Genomic DNA, 18338 nt, shown 5'->3' on the forward strand with positions numbered 1-18338 from the left:
TCCGTGGATCACATCCTGAACACGCCGAAGCGCGTATCGCCGATCGGCGCGTTCATCGCCGCGGACAGCCCGAGACCGAGCACGTCGCGGGTCTGCGCCGGATCGATCACGCCGTCGTCCCAGAGCCGCGCGCTCGCGTAGTACGGGTGCCCCTGATGCTCGTACTGTTCGCGGATCGGCTGCCTGAACGCCTCCTCCTGCTCCGCGCTCCACGTGCCGCCCTTCGCTTCGATGCCGTCGCGCTTGACCGTGGCGAGCACCGAGGCCGCCTGCTCGCCGCCCATCACCGAGATGCGCGCGTTCGGCCACATCCACAGGAAACGCGGCGAGTACGCGCGGCCGCACATCCCGTAGTTGCCGGCGCCGAACGAACCGCCGATGATCACCGTGAACTTCGGCACCTGTGCGGTCGCGACCGCGGTCACCATCTTCGCGCCGTGACGCGCGATGCCCTCGTTCTCGTACTTGCGCCCCACCATGAAGCCGGTGATGTTCTGCAGGAACACCAGCGGAATCTTGCGCTGGCAGCACAGCTCGATGAAGTGCGCGCCCTTCACCGCCGACTCCGAGAACAGGATGCCGTTGTTCGCGACGATGCCCACCGGATGCCCCCAGATGTGCGCGAAACCCGTGACGAGCGTCGTGCCGAAGCGCGCCTTGAACTCGTCGAACGCGGAATCGTCGACGATGCGCGCGATCACCTCGCGGATGTCGAAGGGCTTGCGCGTGTCGGCGGGAATCACGCCGTACAGGCTCTGCGCGTCGTAGCGCGGCGGCTTCGGCGCCTGCAGCGCAAGCGGCGGCGTCTTGCGCCGGTTCAGGTTGCCGACGATACTGCGCGCGATCGCGAGCGCGTGCGCATCGTTCTGCGCGAGATGGTCGGCGACGCCCGACAGACGCGTATGCACGTCGCCGCCGCCCAGGTCTTCGGCGCTGACCTCTTCGCCCGTGGCCGCCTTCACGAGCGGCGGGCCGCCGAGAAAGATCGTCCCCTGGTTCTTCACGATGATCGACTCGTCGCTCATCGCCGGCACGTAGGCGCCGCCCGCGGTGCACGAGCCCATCACGACGGCGATCTGCGGAATGCCCTGCGCGGACAGGTTCGCCTGGTTGTAGAAGATGCGCCCGAAGTGATCGCGATCGGGAAACACCTCGTCCTGGTTCGGCAGGTTCGCGCCGCCCGAATCGACCAGATACACGCAGGGCAGCCGGTTCTCCGCGGCGATCTCCTGCGCGCGCACGTGCTTCTTCACCGTGACCGGATAGTAGGTGCCGCCCTTCACGGTCGCGTCGTTGCAGACGATCACGCACTCCGTGCCCGCAATGCGCCCGATGCCGGTGATGACGCCCGCGCCCGGCGCGTCGTCGTGATACATGCCGAAGGCGGCCAGTTGCGACAGTTCGAGAAACGGCGTGCCCGGATCGAGCAGTTGCGCGATGCGCTCGCGCGGCAGCAGCTTGCCGCGCGCGACATGCTTGTTGCGCGCGGCCTCGCCGCCGCCCAGCGCCAGCTTGCGGGTTTTCTCGCGCAGATCGGCGACCAGCGCCTCGAGCGCGGCCGCGTTCGCGCGGCAATCGTCCGAGCGTGGATTCAGCTTCGATTCGATGACGGGCATCGCTTTCTCTCCTCGATGTCGTGCGACGGCTTACATCGTTTCCGCGAACAGTTCGCGTCCGATCAGCATGCGGCGAATCTCGCTCGTGCCCGCGCCGATCTCGTAGAGCTTCGCATCGCGCCACAGGCGGCCGACCGGATACTCGTTGATATAGCCGTTGCCGCCGAGAATCTGGATCGCCTCGCCGGCCATCCACGTGGCCTTCTCGGCGGTGTAGAGAATCACGCCCGCGCAGTCCTTGCGCACCTGGCGCACGTGCGCGGGGCCGAGCGTGTCGAGCTGGCGGCCCACCGCGTACAGATACGCGCGGCACGCCTGCAGCGTGGTGTACAGGTCGGCCACCTTGCCCTGGATCAGCTGGAACTCGCCGATGGGCTGGCCGAACTGCTCGCGCGCGTGAATGTACGGCACCACCGCGTCCATCACGGCCAGCATGATGCCGGTGGGTCCGCCCGCGAGCACCGCGCGCTCGTAATCGAGCCCGCTCATCAGCACCTTCACGCCGCCGTTGAGTTCGCCGAGGATATTCTCCTGCGGCACCTCGACGTCCTCGAACACGAGTTCACCGGTATGCGAGCCGCGCATGCCGAGCTTGTCGAGCTTCTGCGCAACGGAAAAGCCCTTCATTCCCTTCTCGACGATGAACGCCGTGATCCCACGCGCGCCGGCCTCGACATCCGTCTTCGCGTAGACGACCAGCGTGTCGCAATCCGGGCCGTTGGTGATCCACATCTTCGTGCCGTTCAGCACGTAGTGCCCGCCCTTGCGCTGCGCGCGCAGCTTCATGCTGACCACGTCGGAGCCGGCATTCGGCTCGCTCATCGCGAGCGCCCCGACGTGCTCGCCGGACACGAGCTTCGGCAGATACTTCGCCTTTTGCGCGGCCGTCCCGTTGCGATGAATCTGGTTCACGCACAGATTCGAATGCGCGCCGTACGACAGTCCGACCGACGCGGACGCCCGCGAGATTTCCTCCATCGCGACCATGTGCGCGGCGTACCCCATGTTCGCGCCGCCGTATTCCTCGGCGACCGTCATGCCGAGCACGCCCAGGTCGCCGAACTTTTTCCACAGATCCATCGGGAACTGGTCGGTGCGGTCGATCTCGGCCGCGCGCGGTGCGATCTCCTTCGCCGCAAACGACGCGAGACTGTCGCGCAGCATGTCGATCTCTTCACCAAGCGGGAATGGCAAACCGGGCAGATGGGTCATCGCAGTGTCTCCAGGAATTCGCGAGCGCGGCGGGCGGTATCCTGCGTACACGGCCCGCCCGCGTTGTACCTGCGCATTTCACGCCAGATTTACGTATACGTCAATAGATAATTCTGAGTGAAGCTCATATTTCCTGTTTGGCACGTTTTTGCGTGCTAGACTCATTCTTGCCGGATCTCCGGCACACCCAATTCTGAACGGGACTCATATCATGGCCGCCACCCGCGCCGAACTGCCGCCGTCGCGCCGCCAGCCGGCGGGGCGCAAATCGCAGCAGCGCGTGAAGGAAATCCTGCAGGCGGGCCGCGACGTATTCGCCGAAAAAGGCTACGAGCGCGCGACCACCGCGGAAATCGCACAACGCCTCGGCATTTCGGAGGCCACCGTATTCAGCTATTTTCGCGGCAAACGCGAACTCTGCGCACGGGTGATCGGCGACTGGTACGACGAAATCATTGGCGCGATCGACGAGGGACTGCCGCGCGACGGCAGCGTGCGGCAGCAATTCGCGTTCATCGTGCGCATGCATCTGCGGCTGATGCTCGTGAACGGCACCGACCTGTGCGCGCTCGTGCTGTCGGAGGGGCGCGCGCGGCATCACGAACTGAGCGAGGCGTTGACCGAACTGCAGCGCCGCTATACGGCGCCGCTGATGCGCGTGCTCGCGCACGGCCAGCACCTCGGCCAGATCCGCACGGACGTGCCGCTGCGGCTGCTGCGCTCGATGGTGTTCGGACCCATGGAGCACGTGCTGTGGGACGCGACGCTCGCGAATCGCCAGATCGACATCGAAGCGACCGCACAACAGCTGATCGACGTGCTGTGGGCGGCGCTGCAGCCGCCGCAAGCCGCGCTGGCCGCGCTCGTGCAGTTCAGGAACGAGGTCGACGAAGCGAGCCGGCGGCTGGCACAGGCCGAAGCGAACCGGGCTGACTGTGCCGGGTTGGAAGGGGAAACGCGCGCCGGGACGCGCGGCCCGTAAAGCCGCACCCGCATGAACGCGCGTCGAGCAGGCGGCCGGCTCGGCCACCCGTGCAGGCCCGGCGGTTCATCCGCACGCGACGCGAGTCATGGGATCTGGCGCACCCCACACGCTCGACGCCGCTTCATGTCATGTATACAAAGTCCACAAAACGCCACGAAAGACGCGTTCATCTTCTCGGGATCCATTTATAATTGTAGGTTGTATACGTTTTCCAACCTTTGATCGAATACCCAGGGATCGCTGATGGCTGGATCGAACGCGGGAATGGCCCCCGAGGCAAAAATCGGCTTGAAACACTCCCAGTTGTCAGAAGTCGTTGCCGAGGAAGTCCGCAAGGACATTCTTGGCGGCCGGTACAAACCAGGCGAGAGGCTTGTCGAAGGAAAGCTGGCCGAATCGATGGGCGTATCGCGCATCCCGGTGCGCGAGGCGTTGCGCGGCCTTGCCAATGAAGGGCTGGTCGAAATCCGGCCGCGGCACGGCGCGGTCGTCGCCACGCTGTCGCCGGAAGCGGCGCGGGAGATGATCGAAGTGCGCGCCGCGCTTGAAGGGTTGAACGCGCGCCTCGCGGCGAGGCGCCGCTCGCCGGAACTCATCACCGAGATCCAGCGCGTGCTGAAGGAAGCCCAGGACAAGCTCTCGACCGCCAGCATCGAGGATCTGATCGCACTCAACGGACGCTTCCACGACGTGCTGTACGCGGCCGGCAACAACAACGTGCTGCAGGAACTGATGCGCTCGCTGCGGGAACGCACACGTGTTTTCTTCTGGCAATCCACGCCGGAAGACATCCGCACCACCTGGGAAGAACACGAGGCCATCCTGCGCGCGGTGGTCGCGGGCGATGCCGAGCTGGCGTCGCTCCTCGCCGAGCGGCACGTGCTGCATGCCGGCGACAATTACCTGAACGTCGCATCGCGCTGAACCCAGCACGCGCCGCGGGACCACGCAAACAGCGTGCCCTCGCGGCGCCGCGCGCCCCTGCGCTCGCTCAGGCCGCACCCAGCGCCGCTTCGGCCGGCGCACGCGCTTGCGTGAAATCGAAGCTGTCCGTGTACAGATAGCGCAGATTGCCGCCGTTCTGCACAAAGGTGGACTTGGCCTCGCGGATCATCACCGGCGCGCCGCACAGGTAGACCGCATACTCGGACAAATCGCCGAGATCTTCGAGCATCGCCTGCTGCACGAAGCCGCGCCGCCCGGTCCAGGCCGAAGCGCCTTCCGAGAGGACGGGGACATACGTGAACTCCGCGAAACGTCCGGCGAGCGCGCGGATCCGCGCATCCGCGTACAGATCCTCCGCGCGGCGGCCGCCCCAGTACAACCAGACCGGCGGACCGTCCGGCGCCTCGGCCATCGCCTCCAGCATGCTCAGCAACGGTGCGATGCCTGTACCCGTCGCGGCCATCACGACAGGCCGAAAATCGTCTTCGTGATAGCCGAATCCGCCGAGCGGCAACCGGACGTCGAGCGTGTCGCCCTCGCGTAGCGTGCCGAGCACGCGGTCGGTGAAATACCCGCCCGGAACGCGCCGCACATGCAGATCGACGATATTGCCGGCCGGCGGCGACGCCATCGAAAAGCAACGGCCGCCGGCGTCGCCCGCCTGCACCTCGACGTACTGCCCCGGCCGGAAGATCGCCTCCTGCAACGCCGGAATTCGAAGACGCAGTGCGCAGACATCGTGGTTCAGCAGGGTCTTCGACTCGATGACGGCCTGCCACATCGCCGGCTCCGCCACGGACGCAAGCGGCCGCTCCGTGCTGAGCACGAGATTCGCCGTGGCGCGCGCCTGGCACGCGAGCGCATAGCCTTGCGCGGCCTCGTCCGGCGTCAGGCCGGACGGCAGTTCGTCATATGCGACGCTCCCCTGCACGAGCTTGACGCGGCAAGTCCCGCACCCTCCGAAGCGGCATTCCGACGGCAACGGGACGCCGTTGCGCAGCGCCGCGTCGAGAATCGACTCGTCCGGCTGCGCGCCGAAACGGCAGCCCTCCTCGATCCATTCGACCTGAAACAAAAGATCCTTACTCATCGTCGGTCTAGAGCTTGATATCGGATTGCACCAGCACCTCGTGCCCGCGCGGCTGCAACAGATCGCGCAGCGCCGCGAGGCCCGCCAACGCCGCCTGGGTGTCCTGCTCGCCGTTGCCGCCGCTCAGACCGATGCCGCCCACCACCTGACCGTCCACCACCACCGGGAAACCGCCGACGAACGCGGCGAACCGCCCCTCGAAGCTCAACTGGATGCCGAACGCCTCGTTGCCCGGCAACGCGGGGCCGTTTGGCGCAGTCGTGAACAGGTGCGTCGAACGACGGTGCCCCGCCGCGGTGAAGGCCTTGTTCCAGGCGATCTGCGGCCCGGTGATGCGTGCGCCGTCCATGCGCTCCATCGCGAGCGGAAACCCGCCGTCGTCGACGACGCATACCGTCTCCAGTACGCTGATCGCACGGGATCGCTCGATGGCCGCGGCAACGATGTGCCGCGCCTCGCCCAGTTCGAGCCGGAAAAACTGTTTCATTGAATCCTCTCCCTCGCGGACCGGCTGGGTCCACATTCAATAGCCGCGGTAAACCGTCTTCGTCTGCAGATAGAATTCGAGACCGGTGCGTCCCGACTCGCGAAACGTCGATGTGCTCGATTGCTTCAGGCCGCCAAACGGCGCGTTGATCAGATTGCCGGTCGTCGTGCGATTGATCTTCACCGTGCCCGCTTCGATCTCGTTCGCGAAACGATGCATGAGCGCCGGGTCGCGGGTGACGATCGCCGCGGCGAGACCATATTCGCTGTCGTTGGCCACTTCGATCGCCTGCTCGTAGCCGCTCACTTCAATGACGGAGATCACCGGGCCAAAAATCTCCTCCCGCGCGATCCGCATGTCCGGTTTCACATCGACAAATACTGTTGGTTGTACGAAATAACCATGATCGTACTGCGCACCGGCGGGACGCGCGCCTCCCACCAGCAGACGCGCCTCATTGCGCCCGGTCTCGATGTACCCCAGTACGGTCTCAAGTTGCGACGCCGTCGCCAGCGGACCGATGTCCGTGCCCTCGTCGAGCCCGTGACCGATCTTCAGCTGCGTCACCTTGTCGACGAGCTTCTGCGCATACGCGTGCCTGACCGCCGGCGTGACGAGGACCCGGCTCGTTCCTGTACATGCCTGCCCGCTCAGCGAGAAGCCCCCCTTGATCGTCAGTTCGACCGCGAGATCGAGGTCCGAATCGTCCAGCACGACGAGCGGATTCTTGCCGCCCAGCTCCATCTGCGTGCGCGTGCTGAGCGGGACCGCACGGTGAATCTGTTCGCCCACCGCGGTCGAGCCGGTAAAGGAGACGGCGCGAATCTGCGGCGAGCCGATGATGGTGGGCCCGACTTCGGACGCACGGCCGGTAATCAGGTTCAGCACGCCGCGCGGGAGGCCGGCCTCGACGAATGCTTCCGCAAGACGCAGGCCGCTCAGCGGCGCATCGGACGAGGGCTTGAACACCACCGTGTTGCCGCAGATCAGCGCAGGGGCGATCTTGCGCGCCGGAATCGACACGGGAAAATTCCACGGCGAGATCACGGTGACCACACCGAGCGGTTCGCGCAACGTGTACACGGACATCTGCGGGTCGTCGCAAGGAAACGTCTCGCCGCCATATGATTGCGCCTCGATCGCATAGAAGCGCAGCGTCTGCGCCGACCGGCGAAACTCGTCTCTCGCGAGCCCGATCTGCTTGCCCTCCTCCCGTGTGAGTTCGTGCGCGAAGCGGTCGGCATGGGACTCCAGGTAGTCTGCCGCGCGCAGCAGCACCTTGGCGCGCGCGCCGACCGACTGGGCGCGCCAGCCGGCAAACGCCCGCGCGGCTGCCCGCACGGCGGCCTGTGCATCGTCGGCAGCGGACGCCTGGAAGTGGCCGACCACGTCGCGCGTATCGGCGGGGTTGCGGTTCTCAAACGTGCGGCCGAGCCGGCTCTCGCACCATTCGCCGTCGATATGGTTGAAGAAAACCTGAGTGCCGTTAGAGGTCATGAGACAGATCCTGATATTTCGATGGGTCGCACGTCACGCCACAGCGGCGTGACGTGCGAATCAATGACAGGAGATGTATGCCGCCTTATGCGGCCATCTCCAGCGCCTGCAGCGGAATCTCGTGCTCGACGTAGTCGTAGTAGAGCGCCGTGGTGTACAGCAGGCGCATCTGCGCGCCAATCTCGCAGATCTTCAGGCACCGCTGCTGCAATTCGGGCGTGTTCGCGTTTTCAAGGACGATCTGGTAACCGCGCTCACCGTGGATCTCGTCGGACACGATGTGCAGATCGAAAAACTCGACTTCCTCATCGGTGAAGCGGTATTTCTCGCGCAGCGTCGGCGTCTGCTTGCGATAGATCGACGGCACCTGCGATTCGAGGCCGACTACCAGTCCGGCCACTGCGACGATCGGATCTTCGCGCATCGCGACGGTATAGCACCAGCCCTGCAGGCCTCGCGTCGTCGGCGACATGTTGTCCGGGTCGATCACGCGCTCGCGGGTCGTTCCGCACGCCTCGGCAAACCGGATCAGCAGGTCCGTATGCCGGTCGCCGCCGATCTCTTCTTCGTACATGTTGGCGAGCAGGAAATCTTTTGCCTCGGTCAGATGATCGGGGAAGCGGGCATACAGATAGCCGAGGTAGTCCGCGAACGGACCGACATAGTGGTAATGATTTTCCGCCCAGCGCGCGAGGTGCGCGCGGCTCAGCTTGCCGCTCGCCCACGCGACGCTGAACGGCGCCTTGTTCGCACTCTTACCTTTGATTGCATTTTCCAGTGCGGCGCGGAAATCGCTGGGATTCATCAGTTCCGACGACATGAGTACTCCTGGTTAGGTTGTGTGCTCGAGCCAGGCTCGATTAGTCTACTGTATACCGTTTATCGGAAAATGCCAAGCAGGCTCGACGACCTGTGCGGGGCATGCCCATCGCGCTACCAGATCAGGATCGCGACGAGCGTCGAGATCAGGAGGCCCGCGACGACAGGCATCAGCATGTAGCGCACGACCTGCAGGATCGGCACGCGCGCGAAGCTCGCGACGGCGGCCAGTGCAGACCATGCGGTGAGTGTCTTGCCGGTCCACACGGAGCCCATCTGCCCGATCGCCGCCAGCGTCGATACGTCGAGGCCCAGCGCGCGCCCAAGCGCACCCGACAAGGCCCCGGTCAGCGGCAAACCCGCGAAGCCGGACCCGTCGATGCCGGTGATCATGCCGGCCAGCATGATGCCGTACGACGCAAAGAACGCGTTATGCGGGATGTACGCCTGCCCCGCCTCGACGAGCTGCGCGAGCAGACCCGGCACCGGGGCGCCGGCTTTCAGGCCGAGAATCGGTCCGGCCGTGCCCGCTACGCCAATGAAGAAGAAGCCTGCGATCGGCAGCACCGAGCTCATCGCGCGAAACGAGAACACGAACCCCTCGGTGACGTGCTCGGCGACGCTGCGGCACACACTCCGGTAATCGCGGGCGGCCGCCACGGCCACCATCAGCAGCCCTGCCACGCCACCCACGAGCGCGGCGGCGGCATTGCCGGTCGCACCCGTCACGCCGTGGATGACGTGCGGCAGGATCATGTAGATCACGATGCCAAGAAAGGTGAGCGGTGTGACGAACGCAAAACAGCGGGACCACCACCGCTGCGCGGGGGTCAACGCATCGCGCGAACTGGCGGGCTGACCAGCCGATCCGCCCGCATGGCCGCCGACATCCGGCGCGGCATGCTGCGGCTTGCCGCGCCGGATGCGTGCCCGGCTGCCGCCCGACGCCGGCTGCACGATGACCGAACTCGCCGTCACCTGCGTATTCTCCCAGCGCTCGAGGTGCTGCACGTCCGGCTCGCGGATCTGCTTGCGGATCATCGCGTAGGCAATCAGGAACGCCACGCCTCCGGTGACGAGCGACAGCAGCATCGCCTTGTTCGCAACGTCGGGCAATGGCACGGCGGCCGCTTTCGCGCTGATGCCGGGCGCCACCTTCATCACAAAATCCGACGACAGCGCCGTACCGAGCCCCGCGATCCCGATGCACATCGCGGCGCCGAGCGGCGGCACGCCCGCATAAATCGCCGCAGGCAGCAGAATGCCCGCGATGAGCGGAACCGCCGGAGTCGGCCAGAAGAAGAGCGACAGCACGTAGCTGACGGCGCCGAGCACGAAGAAGCCCAGGTGGCCGTTCACCATGACCGCGCGAAACGGACGCACCATCAGCACGTCGGCGTTGATCCGCTTTAACGCATTCAGCAGCGCCGTCATCAGGGAGATGACGAGGAAGATGTTGAACAGCTCGCGGGCAGCCGTCAGCGGCGCGAAAAACACCGCTTCGAGCGCGGTCGCCAGATGACCGGTTGCGGCAAACGCCGTGGCAAAGGTCGCGAGAATCGCCGGTGCAACGACATTCGCGCGCAATACAAGGGCTGTGATCACCGCAGCGATTCCGCACAGGTAGATCCAGTGTGCGGAGGTGAGGACAACATGCGTTTCCATTGCTTCTCCTGACCGCGCGGACGGATAGACGGGCGCCGGCTGTCCGGCACCGCGATCCGCGCGTATATGGTGGGGGCCAGGCACGCCGCGGTTCCGGCGCCGTGCAGCAGGCCAGCTCGTAATATCGTATTTCTTATATTAGTAGACAGTATACAAAAATGATGCGCAAGCCTTGTCGGGTAATCTCGTGTCTCCTGCCTGTTCGAATATCGCGGCGCGCTCGTGCCGCCTCCCCCTCCGCCGCACCGCGCTTCTTGGCACGCGCGGTAGCCGCCGTCCGCGACGCAAAGGAAAGACGTCCGCTAGCGCCGCGCAGTCCGGAAGAATTCGAGGATCTCGCGGCCGAGATACGCTTCCCCGGAGTTGAAATGCGCGACGATCGACGTGTGGTTGTGCCCGCGCATCTGGATGAATCGCGGCGGCACGCCGCGACTGCGCAGCACGTCGATGAAGCACTGCGCGCCGTATTCGTCCAGATAGGGGTTCTCGTACTCTGCAACGACGATCATCAGCGGCACCGTCGAGCGGTCGATATGCGACAGCGGCGATCTGGCGTGGTACAGGCTTTCGTCGTCACCGAAATAGGCCCGCACCGGTCCGGCGTTTGGATTGCCGGCCCGAACGTCGGCAACCAGTCGCGCGCTGATCAGCACGAGGCCCGCCACTGGCGGCTCGATCGGACGCCCGCCGAGAGCGGGATCGAACAGACACGCGGCGGCATGCGATCCGCCCGCCGAATGACCGATCAGAAAGACGCGCTGGCTATCCACGTTCAGGCGTTCCGCCGCGTGGGCCACATAGGCGAGTGCTTCGCGCACGTCCTCGGCGCCGGCCGGATACATTGCATCGCCGGCCAGCCTGTATTCGACGTTGAATGCGACGAGGCCCTGACTCGCGAACCAGTAGCACACATTGTCGTAGATTTCCCCGTTCACGCTCTTGTTGCCGCGAACGAACGCGCCGCCGTGCACGAATACTACGGCGTCGCGCCTCGCTGAAGACGTATCGGCCTGCGCCGGCAGAAAGATGTCCAGTACCTGGCGGGGATGTGCACCGTAGCGGGCATCGCGCTCGACGCGCACCGACGACTTCGGCATCGCGGCAAGAACCGGCGTATAGCAGTCGATCACTTTCTGCCGATGACCGGTGATGTCATCCCCCCAGCGAGGACCGATCTGCAGCAGCATTTCGCGCTGTGCTTCCGGCAATGCGCCAAACACTTCGGCATCCTTATTGAGTGATGTCACCATGATACGCTGACGTCTCCATTCACAAAGGTTTGACAGGCCATCCGGTAGCCCTGCTGGAGTTCGGCTTCGCTCAGGTGGCGCCGCTCCTTTGGCTTGACACGGTCCGTGTGTTCGATGCCGTGCTCGATCCTGCATTTGCAGGTGCCGCACATGCCGCCACCGCATTTGAAGGGAATCCCGCCCTGCTCGCGCAGCGACACGCGCAGCAGGTTGCTGTCCGGCGCAGCGGCAACCGACTTGCCGCCATTGCTGAGAAACGTGATGTGAATCATGGGTGAAATCCAGGCTTGTTGTCGTGCTGGGAGGCCGGCGCCGCGTCGTGCCGGATCAGGCGCGCATGCGATGCGCCGCCTTCCGTCAGTGCTCGCAGCGCGGCCTGTGCGGCGGACAACGTGGCAAATTTATCGAGAAAACGCGTCGGCACGTGGTTCACCAGAGGCGGAACCGCCTCCTCGACGATCGTCACCCTGGTCTCTTCGGTCAGGGACGCGATCACGAATGTGGCAATGTGCCGCCCGGCATACAGATAGTCGTAGCAATCGGCCACGCTCATGCCTTCCGCCATGTCGGTCCGGTACAGGCCCGGCTTGCTGGTCAAAATGACATACATGAATATGCTTACCTCAGTCGTCCTGTGATCTCTGCCGGTCAGGCCGGAATGTCGTCCTGACGCAATTCGATGTCCTGATTGATCCACAACTGGCAGGCAAGACGATAGCCATCACCGAGACGCTCGCCGAGCTGGCGGCGCTCCTTCCAGTTCGGCTCCGGCAAATGCTCGGCGCCGCTCAGCACGAGGCAGGCGCACTTCGAGCACTTGCCCATGCCGCACTCGTAGCGCAGATGCGGAAAAGGAAACTGCCTGACGCCGGCCCGCACCACAAGGTTGGCGTTGTCGTTGACTTCCGCGCGGTACACCTGGTCGTTTTTGTGGAATATCACTGTGGGCATGGTCGTTCCTTGTCTACCCTGTTTCTCGCGGCAACTGGCTACCCAGCGCCTTCATTTCAGTATACTGTATTCTTAGAAAAGAGGCAGTATGCGTCTTGAAAAAGCTTCTGTGCCGCCACGGACGATCCGTCAACCGTTGTCGCAGGCAGGCACGCTTGGCCTGCGAACGCGCTGGGCCACGTCACGCGTCCCGTTCGCTACACAGGCACGCGGGGAGCCCGCACCGTATCCGCCCGAGCCGCGTGGCATCAGTCAGGACCGCCCCGGCCGCGCCGGCCCAGCACGGTGATCGGGATGGCGGGCACGAGTCTGACGAGCACGCACGCGACAAGCATCAGCAACATCATGGCAAGCAGTGCATCGCTTACCGCGTGCGAGAGACTCGCGCGCGCGATCGTTACGATCGTGCTTCCATCCACCACGCCTGCAGGATTGGGGCCCGGCGACAGCAGACGCTGCGCGGCATGGCTCTTCATCAGCGCCTGCGGGTCGTGCAGCAGGCCCGGCGACACATGGCGGCGCTGTCCCGACGCCGCCAGCGCGACGCCCATGTTGAGCCTGTAGAGCATGTCGATGGCCGCGCCGCTGGCAGCCGTGCCCACCATTCCGCCCACCATGCGCGTCGACTGGACCATCGCGGTCGCGATACCGAGGTGCAGTTTGCCCGCCACCTGCTGTGCGAAGACGGTCAGATTAGGCATCACGAGGCCAATGCCCACGCCGCCCGCAGCCATCGCCACGAACAGCGGCACCGGTTGCGCGTGCCAGCCGGTCAGCGCAATGCCCGCACAAGCCACGCCGAGCAGCGCGAAGCCCGCATAGAGCAATGCGTTCGGGTTGCGCAGCCGCATGACGATGCGCGTATTGAGCACGGTGCCCACCGTGATGCAAACGACGAGCGGCGTAATCATCACGCCCGCCTGTTCGGCGCCGATGCCCATTCCGCCCTGAAGCAGCAGCGGCACATAAAGCAGCAACGTGAACATGGCCATGCCCATCAGCATCGACAACAGCAGCAGGACGACCATCGCGCGATCGCGCACGAGCACGCCTGGAATCACCGGCTGCAAGGCGCGCGACTCCACGCGCGCGAGCAGCACGCCCCCCACCGCCACGGCCGCGGCCAGTGTGGACGAACGCAGCCAGCCGCCTGATTGTCCGAGTGAATCGATGAGCGCCTGCAATCCACCCAGCGTCAGCGCGATCAGCAGCGCGCCGGCCCAGTCCGGACTCAGCTTTCCCGCGGGCTGATGCCGCACGTCCGGCAGATGGGCGAACGTCAGATAAAGGCTTGCGATGCCGACCGGGATATTGACGAAAAACGCCGAACGCCACCCGTAGTGCACGCTCAGAAACCCGCCAAGCGAAGGCCCCAGCGCATTGGCAAGTCCGAATGCACTTGAAAACAGTACTTGCCAGCGCAGGCGAACCACCGGATCCGGAAACAGATCGGGAATCGACGCGAAGCAGGTCCCCACCAGCATGCCGCCGCCGATGCCCTGCAGCGCGCGAAACGCAATCAGTTCGCGCATATCCCCGGCCGCGCCGCACAGTGCCGAAGCGACCGTGAACAGGCTGATCGCGACAACGATCAGCCGCTTTCGGCCATACCAGTCACCGAGTCTGCCGAAAATCGGCACGGTGATGACCGAAGTCAGCAGATAAGCTGTGGCAACCCATGCGTACAGGTCGAAATTCTTCAGTTCGGCGACGATCGTCGGCAATGCCGTCGCGACAACCGTCTGGTCGATCGCAACCATCATCACCACCGTGGACAGACCCAGCATCGCCAGCAGCGAGCGCCTGAACGACAGTTCGCCGGACGCCGCGCTTGCGGCACGAGATGCCGTCTCACTGGACGTGACGTCGCGCATGGTCAGATCCGTTCGGTGTCCGAAACACTGTGCCGCGCACGGCTTTGCCACGCTAGCGCGGCAAGTGCGATGTCCTGCAGGCCGATACCGACCGCCTTGTAGAGCACGATGTCTGCGCTACGCTCGCGGCCTCGCGCGCGCCCTTCGAGCACGTCGCCAATCTCGACCACGTCATCCCAGCGAAATGCGCCGTCGGCCGCGAGGATCAGGTCGCCCGCCTCGCGCCGCGCCTGCTCGCGCAACTCGACGACGATGGCCGCCGCGCGGGACACCGCCGTATCGTCGAGTTCTCTCGTATGCGGCAGGCTCGAACCGATTGCGACCACGAGGGTACCGGCTTCGAGACCGCCCCCGTCGAACAGCGGGGACACCGAGCGTGTCGCCGTCACGACGATGTCCGCATCGCGCAACGCCTCGTCGCCGCGCGCGGCAACAGCGACGAGGCCGCGCCCGCCGTATTGGCGATTCAGCGCGTCGACCAGTGCATCGACACCGTGCAAGCCGACGATACGCACTGTCGTCACGTCGCCGTACGCGGCGAGTGCATGGGCATGCGCCCAGCCCTGCACGCCGGTTCCGAAAACAGTCGCGGTGCGCGCTCCGGGACGGGCCAGCGCGCGCACCGCGAGCACCGACGTGGCCGCCGTGCGGATGCGTGTCAGCGCATTCCCGTCAAGCGTCGCAAGAAGGCTGCCGTCGACCAGCGAAAACAGCACGATCGAAAAGCTGAACTGCCCGTTGATCGTCGTGTACACCTTGGCACCGGCCACGCCCGCATACGGCAGCACCGCAGCGAGCGTCGACAGTTTCACCGCGCCGACTTCCGTCCGCACGCGCTCCTGCACCGCCGCCTCGCCGCGCGACAACGCCCGGAATGCCCGCTCGAGCGCGGGCATTGCTTCGTCGAAAGAAACCAGCCGTTCGACCTCGGCATCCGTCAGATGAATCATCCTGTCCGCTCCTCATTTTCAGTATATCGTATACCAAATCTCGCGCACAGGGAATGGACGGCACCTGGCACTCACGGCTGGACCCGCAGCGGACCTAGAAGGCCGTCCGAATGCCGCCGCCGACCGTATAGCCGGACGACAGGCGAGTAGCGTGGTCATCCAGCACAGCCGCATAGACGTCAGTACGCTTCGACAACGGATAGTCGTACCCGAGCGCCCACGTGTTCCGGGTCATGCTGTCCGAACCATTGCTGCGGGAAAACGCGTCCGAGGCGAGGATGCGGCCGGTGCCCAGCGGAATCGAGAAGCCGAGCTGGCCGGTGTTGATTCCGACATTGCCGCTCGCCACCGAATCCCACACGTGCAGATACTGCGCATAACCCTTGATGAAGCCAGCGTCGTAACTCACGTTCATCGATGCGGCCGACTGCGTGCTCATGCCCGGAATCACGCCGGACAGGTCACCCGGTGTCGTGTCGAACCGGATCTGCTCCCACACGGCTGTCGCAGCGAGTTTGCCGTTGCTGTAGCTGAACTGGCCGCTCCACTTGTCTTCGCCCGGATGACCGGGGTCGTTGCCGAATGCGTACATCGCCCTGCCGCTCATGCCGTCGACATCGGGCGCCGTATAGAGCACGCTGTTGGACCATTCGCCGCCATCGGCGACGCCCTGCTGACCCTGCTTGCCCTCGTACGTCTGAAGCACGATCGGCGAGAAGGTGAACGAGTTGTTGAACGGATTGAACTGGATTGTCGAAAAATACAGCGGCGGCGCGATCTGCCCCGCCACCACGCTCCCCCAGTTGCCGCGCAGGCCTACCCACGCATTCCGGGAAAAGAACGTATCGCCTGCAAACCGGCCGTACGCGCCCGTGTTGGTCTTGAAGTAGCTCTCGAGTTCGAAGATCGCATAGTTGCCGCCCCCCAGATCCTCGCTGCCGCGCACGCCCCAGTAGGGCGATGTCATTCCACCGCTGCCGAGCGTTCCGGCAGTCTTGCCGCCGAGCGCCCTCTGCGCGCCTGCCCACGCATCGACCACACCATAGAGGTCGACGCTGGATTGCGCCCTGACTGCGGCGCTGGCAAGCAGGCCGCCTGCCGCAAAGAGCCACATCGCTTTCCGGACTTCAAACTTCATTGATTAACCCCTTTCAATTAGTAGTACTTCCTATAGACCACGACAAATCCATCTGCGCAGACGATCAACCGGCCGGCTCGGCCGATCCGCCCATGTCACCCCCCATCACTAGAATTTTATATTTTGTATACCGTCTCTAGCCAAATTTCCGATGTCAAGGAAAATTCTGGACGTCCCGGGAATGAGGAATCGCCCGCGCGACGGCAATTCCCCCGTCCGACGGGCTTGAAGGCGTGAATCAGGCGAATGCAGCGAGTGGCCGCGTCATAGCGAACCCAGGGAGCGTTCTGGCGTCGCCTGAAAGACGCCTGTATCGGGCGACCGACGCGCGAGGAAGGTACGAGGGTGGCGCGAAAACGGTACGAGGACCGCGCGCGCCACGCCGTGGAAGCGGCCTGCGGGCGCGGCCGGATGCGGTCCTCGCCCGCTACCGCGCCGCCAGGCGGTGAAGCGAAAACAACGGCGTCCGGCGGCACAGCGCCGGCTTGGGGTGCGGTCCGAGCGGCCGCTCAGACTGCAGCCACTCCGACGTAATTCTCGGCGAGCGCGGTCGCCGCTGCGCGCGAAGTCGTCACGTGCTCCAGTTCCGCGACCTGCAACCGCTGCTCGAAGGGCGACGCGTCGTCCAGACGGTGCATCAGCCGCGTCATCCACCACGAAAAATATTCCGCGCGCCAGACGCGCCGCAGCGCCGTCGCCGTGTACGCGTCGAGCAGATCCGTGCGGCTTTCCCGGTAGAACGCGCGCAGCGCGACATTCAGCACGCGCACGTCGGCAACCGCGAGGTTCATGCCCTTCGCGCCGGTCGGCGGGACGATATGCGCTGCGTCGCCGGCGAGAAACAGCCGGCCGTGCTGCATCGTCGACGAGACGAAACTGCGTAGCGCGACAATATTCTTCTGGAAGATGCGGCCCTCCGTCACGTGCCGGCCGTCGGCCGAATCGACGCGCGCGTGCAGTTCCGCCCAGATCCGGTCATCCGACCAGTTTCCGGCCGAATCGTGCGGGTCGCACTGGAAATACATGCGCTGCACGTTCGGCGAGCGCGTGCTCACCAGCGCGAAGCCGCGCTCGTGCCGCGCATAGATCAGCTCATCCGACGACGGCGGCGCTTCGCACAGGATTCCGAACCAACCGAACGGGTAAACGCGTTCATAGTCCTTGCGCAGCGCTGCGGGAATCGCTTTGCGCGATACCCCTTGCGAGCCGTCGCAGCCGATCACGAAATCGCACTGCAGTTCGTGCGCGGCGCCGTCGTGCTGGAAGCAGACCGCGGGCCGCTCGCTGTCGATGCCGTGAATCGACGTATCAGCCACGTTGAACAGCAACTGTGCGCCGGCCGCGACGCGCGCCGCCACCAGGTCCTTGATCACTTCGTGCTGCGCGTAAACGCGGATCGAGTGGCCGGTCAGCCCGGTCAGATCGATGCGCCGGCGCTCGCCTTCGAACGCGAGTTCGAAGCCATGATGCAGCGCGCCCTCGGCCTGCATGCGCTCACCCACGCCGGACTCGGTCAGCAGGTCCATCGTGCCCTGTTCGAGCACCCCCGCGCGGATCGTCGATTCGATCTGCTCGCGGCTGCGCGTTTCCAGCACGACCGACTCGATTCCTTGCAGATGCAACAGATGGGACAGCAGCAGGCCGGCAGGCCCGGCGCCGATGATACCGACTTGGGTGCGCATGAATGTCTCCTGAGGGCAGGTTGTTCGATGCGCGCAGTGTGCCGACAGGTGGATGTATCGCGCAACACGATACGATGGATAAACACTATCTTGAAAATGAATAATGCGCCGGTGCGACGCCCGCGGCGGATCGCGGTAGCGGCGGCTGGGCATATGCGCGGTGGGGGGGCGTGTTTT

Annotated in this window: 17 protein-coding genes; 2 read left to right on the top strand and 15 right to left on the bottom strand. The window is 64.9% G+C overall.

Features of this window, described 5'->3' with window-relative positions; translation table 11 throughout:
• Positions 1-8: 8 nt before the first annotated feature.
• Positions 9-1616: a carboxyl transferase domain-containing protein gene (locus AC3AP7_RS25560; protein ID WP_487363089.1), complete on the bottom strand. Its 1608-nt coding sequence runs from the start codon at positions 1614-1616 to the stop codon at positions 9-11.
• Between the two features lie 30 nt (positions 1617-1646).
• A complete protein-coding gene (locus AC3AP7_RS25565; RefSeq protein WP_487363090.1) occupies positions 1647-2828 on the bottom strand; it encodes an isovaleryl-CoA dehydrogenase in 1182 nt (393 codons plus the stop codon).
• Positions 2829-3039: 211 nt separating this feature from the next.
• On the opposite strand from AC3AP7_RS25565, the gene AC3AP7_RS25570 reads away from it, so the two are divergent.
• A complete protein-coding gene (locus AC3AP7_RS25570; protein ID WP_487363091.1) occupies positions 3040-3810 on the top strand; it encodes a TetR/AcrR family transcriptional regulator in 771 nt (256 codons plus the stop codon).
• 306 nt (positions 3811-4116) lie between these two features.
• Positions 4117-4737: a GntR family transcriptional regulator gene (locus AC3AP7_RS25575; protein WP_488324830.1), complete on the top strand. Its 621-nt coding sequence runs from the start codon at positions 4117-4119 to the stop codon at positions 4735-4737.
• A gap of 67 nt (positions 4738-4804) precedes the next feature.
• Here AC3AP7_RS25575 and AC3AP7_RS25580 read toward each other — a convergent pair whose 3' ends face one another.
• The 13 genes from AC3AP7_RS25580 to AC3AP7_RS25640 form a co-directional block, all read right to left on the bottom strand.
• Positions 4805-5848, bottom strand: a complete 1044-nt coding sequence (locus AC3AP7_RS25580; protein WP_487363093.1) for a 2Fe-2S iron-sulfur cluster-binding protein — start codon at positions 5846-5848, stop codon at positions 4805-4807.
• A 7-nt stretch (positions 5849-5855) separates the two neighbouring features.
• Positions 5856-6335 (bottom strand): GlcG/HbpS family heme-binding protein, encoded by a 480-nt coding sequence (locus AC3AP7_RS25585; RefSeq protein ID WP_487363094.1) that lies wholly within the window; start codon positions 6333-6335, stop codon positions 5856-5858.
• Between the two features lie 36 nt (positions 6336-6371).
• Positions 6372-7832: an aldehyde dehydrogenase family protein gene (locus tag AC3AP7_RS25590; RefSeq protein ID WP_487363095.1), complete on the bottom strand. Its 1461-nt coding sequence runs from the start codon at positions 7830-7832 to the stop codon at positions 6372-6374.
• Positions 7833-7917: 85 nt separating this feature from the next.
• Positions 7918-8652 carry an iron-containing redox enzyme family protein gene (locus AC3AP7_RS25595; RefSeq protein ID WP_487363096.1) on the bottom strand — a complete coding sequence of 245 codons (735 nt, stop codon included), beginning with the start codon at positions 8650-8652 and terminating at the stop codon, positions 7918-7920.
• 113 nt (positions 8653-8765) lie between these two features.
• The gene (locus tag AC3AP7_RS25600; RefSeq protein ID WP_487363097.1) at positions 8766-10316 is read right to left on the bottom strand and encodes a hypothetical protein; all 1551 of its coding nucleotides are present in this window, start codon (positions 10314-10316) and stop codon (positions 8766-8768) included.
• A 302-nt stretch (positions 10317-10618) separates the two neighbouring features.
• A complete protein-coding gene (locus AC3AP7_RS25605) occupies positions 10619-11566 on the bottom strand; it encodes an alpha/beta hydrolase (RefSeq protein ID WP_487363098.1) in 948 nt (315 codons plus the stop codon).
• Complete coding sequence (locus AC3AP7_RS25610; protein ID WP_487363099.1) at positions 11560-11838, bottom strand: 2Fe-2S iron-sulfur cluster-binding protein; 279 nt, start codon at positions 11836-11838, stop codon at positions 11560-11562. Before AC3AP7_RS25610 ends, AC3AP7_RS25605 begins: the two co-directional genes overlap by 7 nt.
• Positions 11835-12176, bottom strand: a complete 342-nt coding sequence (locus tag AC3AP7_RS25615; RefSeq protein WP_487363100.1) for a ferredoxin — start codon at positions 12174-12176, stop codon at positions 11835-11837. The genes AC3AP7_RS25610 and AC3AP7_RS25615 overlap by 4 nt, the downstream gene beginning before the upstream one ends.
• A gap of 38 nt (positions 12177-12214) precedes the next feature.
• Positions 12215-12517 carry a 2Fe-2S iron-sulfur cluster-binding protein gene (locus AC3AP7_RS25620; RefSeq protein WP_487363101.1) on the bottom strand — a complete coding sequence of 101 codons (303 nt, stop codon included), beginning with the start codon at positions 12515-12517 and terminating at the stop codon, positions 12215-12217.
• A 248-nt stretch (positions 12518-12765) separates the two neighbouring features.
• The gene (locus tag AC3AP7_RS25625; protein ID WP_487363102.1) at positions 12766-14391 is read right to left on the bottom strand and encodes an MFS transporter; all 1626 of its coding nucleotides are present in this window, start codon (positions 14389-14391) and stop codon (positions 12766-12768) included.
• A 2-nt stretch (positions 14392-14393) separates the two neighbouring features.
• Positions 14394-15341 (bottom strand): ornithine cyclodeaminase family protein, encoded by a 948-nt coding sequence (locus AC3AP7_RS25630; protein ID WP_487363103.1) that lies wholly within the window; start codon positions 15339-15341, stop codon positions 14394-14396.
• A 94-nt stretch (positions 15342-15435) separates the two neighbouring features.
• Entirely contained in the window at positions 15436-16479 is a 1044-nt protein-coding gene (locus tag AC3AP7_RS25635) for a porin (protein ID WP_487363104.1), read from the bottom strand.
• Between the two features lie 509 nt (positions 16480-16988).
• On the bottom strand, positions 16989-18161 hold the full coding sequence (locus tag AC3AP7_RS25640) for a 4-hydroxybenzoate 3-monooxygenase (RefSeq protein WP_487363105.1): 1173 nt from the start codon (positions 18159-18161) through the stop codon (positions 16989-16991).
• Between the last annotated feature and the right edge of the window lie 177 nt (positions 18162-18338).

The sequence above is a fragment of the Paraburkholderia sp. PAMB 6770 genome (genome assembly GCF_057748135.1).

What these genes read in the sequence shown, in the direction of transcription:
- AC3AP7_RS25560 (WP_487363089.1), bottom strand. Translation starts at nt 1,616, where the DNA reads ATGCCCGTCATCGAATCGAAGCTGAATCCACGCTCGGACGATTGCCGC.
- AC3AP7_RS25565 (WP_487363090.1), bottom strand. Translation starts at nt 2,828, where the DNA reads ATGACCCATCTGCCCGGTTTGCCATTCCCGCTTGGTGAAGAGATCGAC.
- AC3AP7_RS25570 (WP_487363091.1), top strand. Translation starts at nt 3,040, where the DNA reads ATGGCCGCCACCCGCGCCGAACTGCCGCCGTCGCGCCGCCAGCCGGCG.
- AC3AP7_RS25580 (WP_487363093.1), bottom strand. Translation starts at nt 5,848, where the DNA reads ATGAGTAAGGATCTTTTGTTTCAGGTCGAATGGATCGAGGAGGGCTGC.
- AC3AP7_RS25585 (WP_487363094.1), bottom strand. Translation starts at nt 6,335, where the DNA reads ATGAAACAGTTTTTCCGGCTCGAACTGGGCGAGGCGCGGCACATCGTT.
- AC3AP7_RS25590 (WP_487363095.1), bottom strand. Translation starts at nt 7,832, where the DNA reads ATGACCTCTAACGGCACTCAGGTTTTCTTCAACCATATCGACGGCGAA.
- AC3AP7_RS25595 (WP_487363096.1), bottom strand. Translation starts at nt 8,652, where the DNA reads ATGTCGTCGGAACTGATGAATCCCAGCGATTTCCGCGCCGCACTGGAA.
- AC3AP7_RS25600 (WP_487363097.1), bottom strand. Translation starts at nt 10,316, where the DNA reads ATGGAAACGCATGTTGTCCTCACCTCCGCACACTGGATCTACCTGTGC.
- AC3AP7_RS25605 (WP_487363098.1), bottom strand. Translation starts at nt 11,566, where the DNA reads ATGGTGACATCACTCAATAAGGATGCCGAAGTGTTTGGCGCATTGCCG.
- AC3AP7_RS25610 (WP_487363099.1), bottom strand. Translation starts at nt 11,838, where the DNA reads ATGATTCACATCACGTTTCTCAGCAATGGCGGCAAGTCGGTTGCCGCT.
- AC3AP7_RS25615 (WP_487363100.1), bottom strand. Translation starts at nt 12,176, where the DNA reads ATGTATGTCATTTTGACCAGCAAGCCGGGCCTGTACCGGACCGACATG.
- AC3AP7_RS25620 (WP_487363101.1), bottom strand. Translation starts at nt 12,517, where the DNA reads ATGCCCACAGTGATATTCCACAAAAACGACCAGGTGTACCGCGCGGAA.
- AC3AP7_RS25625 (WP_487363102.1), bottom strand. Translation starts at nt 14,391, where the DNA reads ATGCGCGACGTCACGTCCAGTGAGACGGCATCTCGTGCCGCAAGCGCG.
- AC3AP7_RS25630 (WP_487363103.1), bottom strand. Translation starts at nt 15,341, where the DNA reads ATGATTCATCTGACGGATGCCGAGGTCGAACGGCTGGTTTCTTTCGAC.
- AC3AP7_RS25635 (WP_487363104.1), bottom strand. Translation starts at nt 16,479, where the DNA reads ATGAAGTTTGAAGTCCGGAAAGCGATGTGGCTCTTTGCGGCAGGCGGC.
- AC3AP7_RS25640 (WP_487363105.1), bottom strand. Translation starts at nt 18,161, where the DNA reads ATGCGCACCCAAGTCGGTATCATCGGCGCCGGGCCTGCCGGCCTGCTG.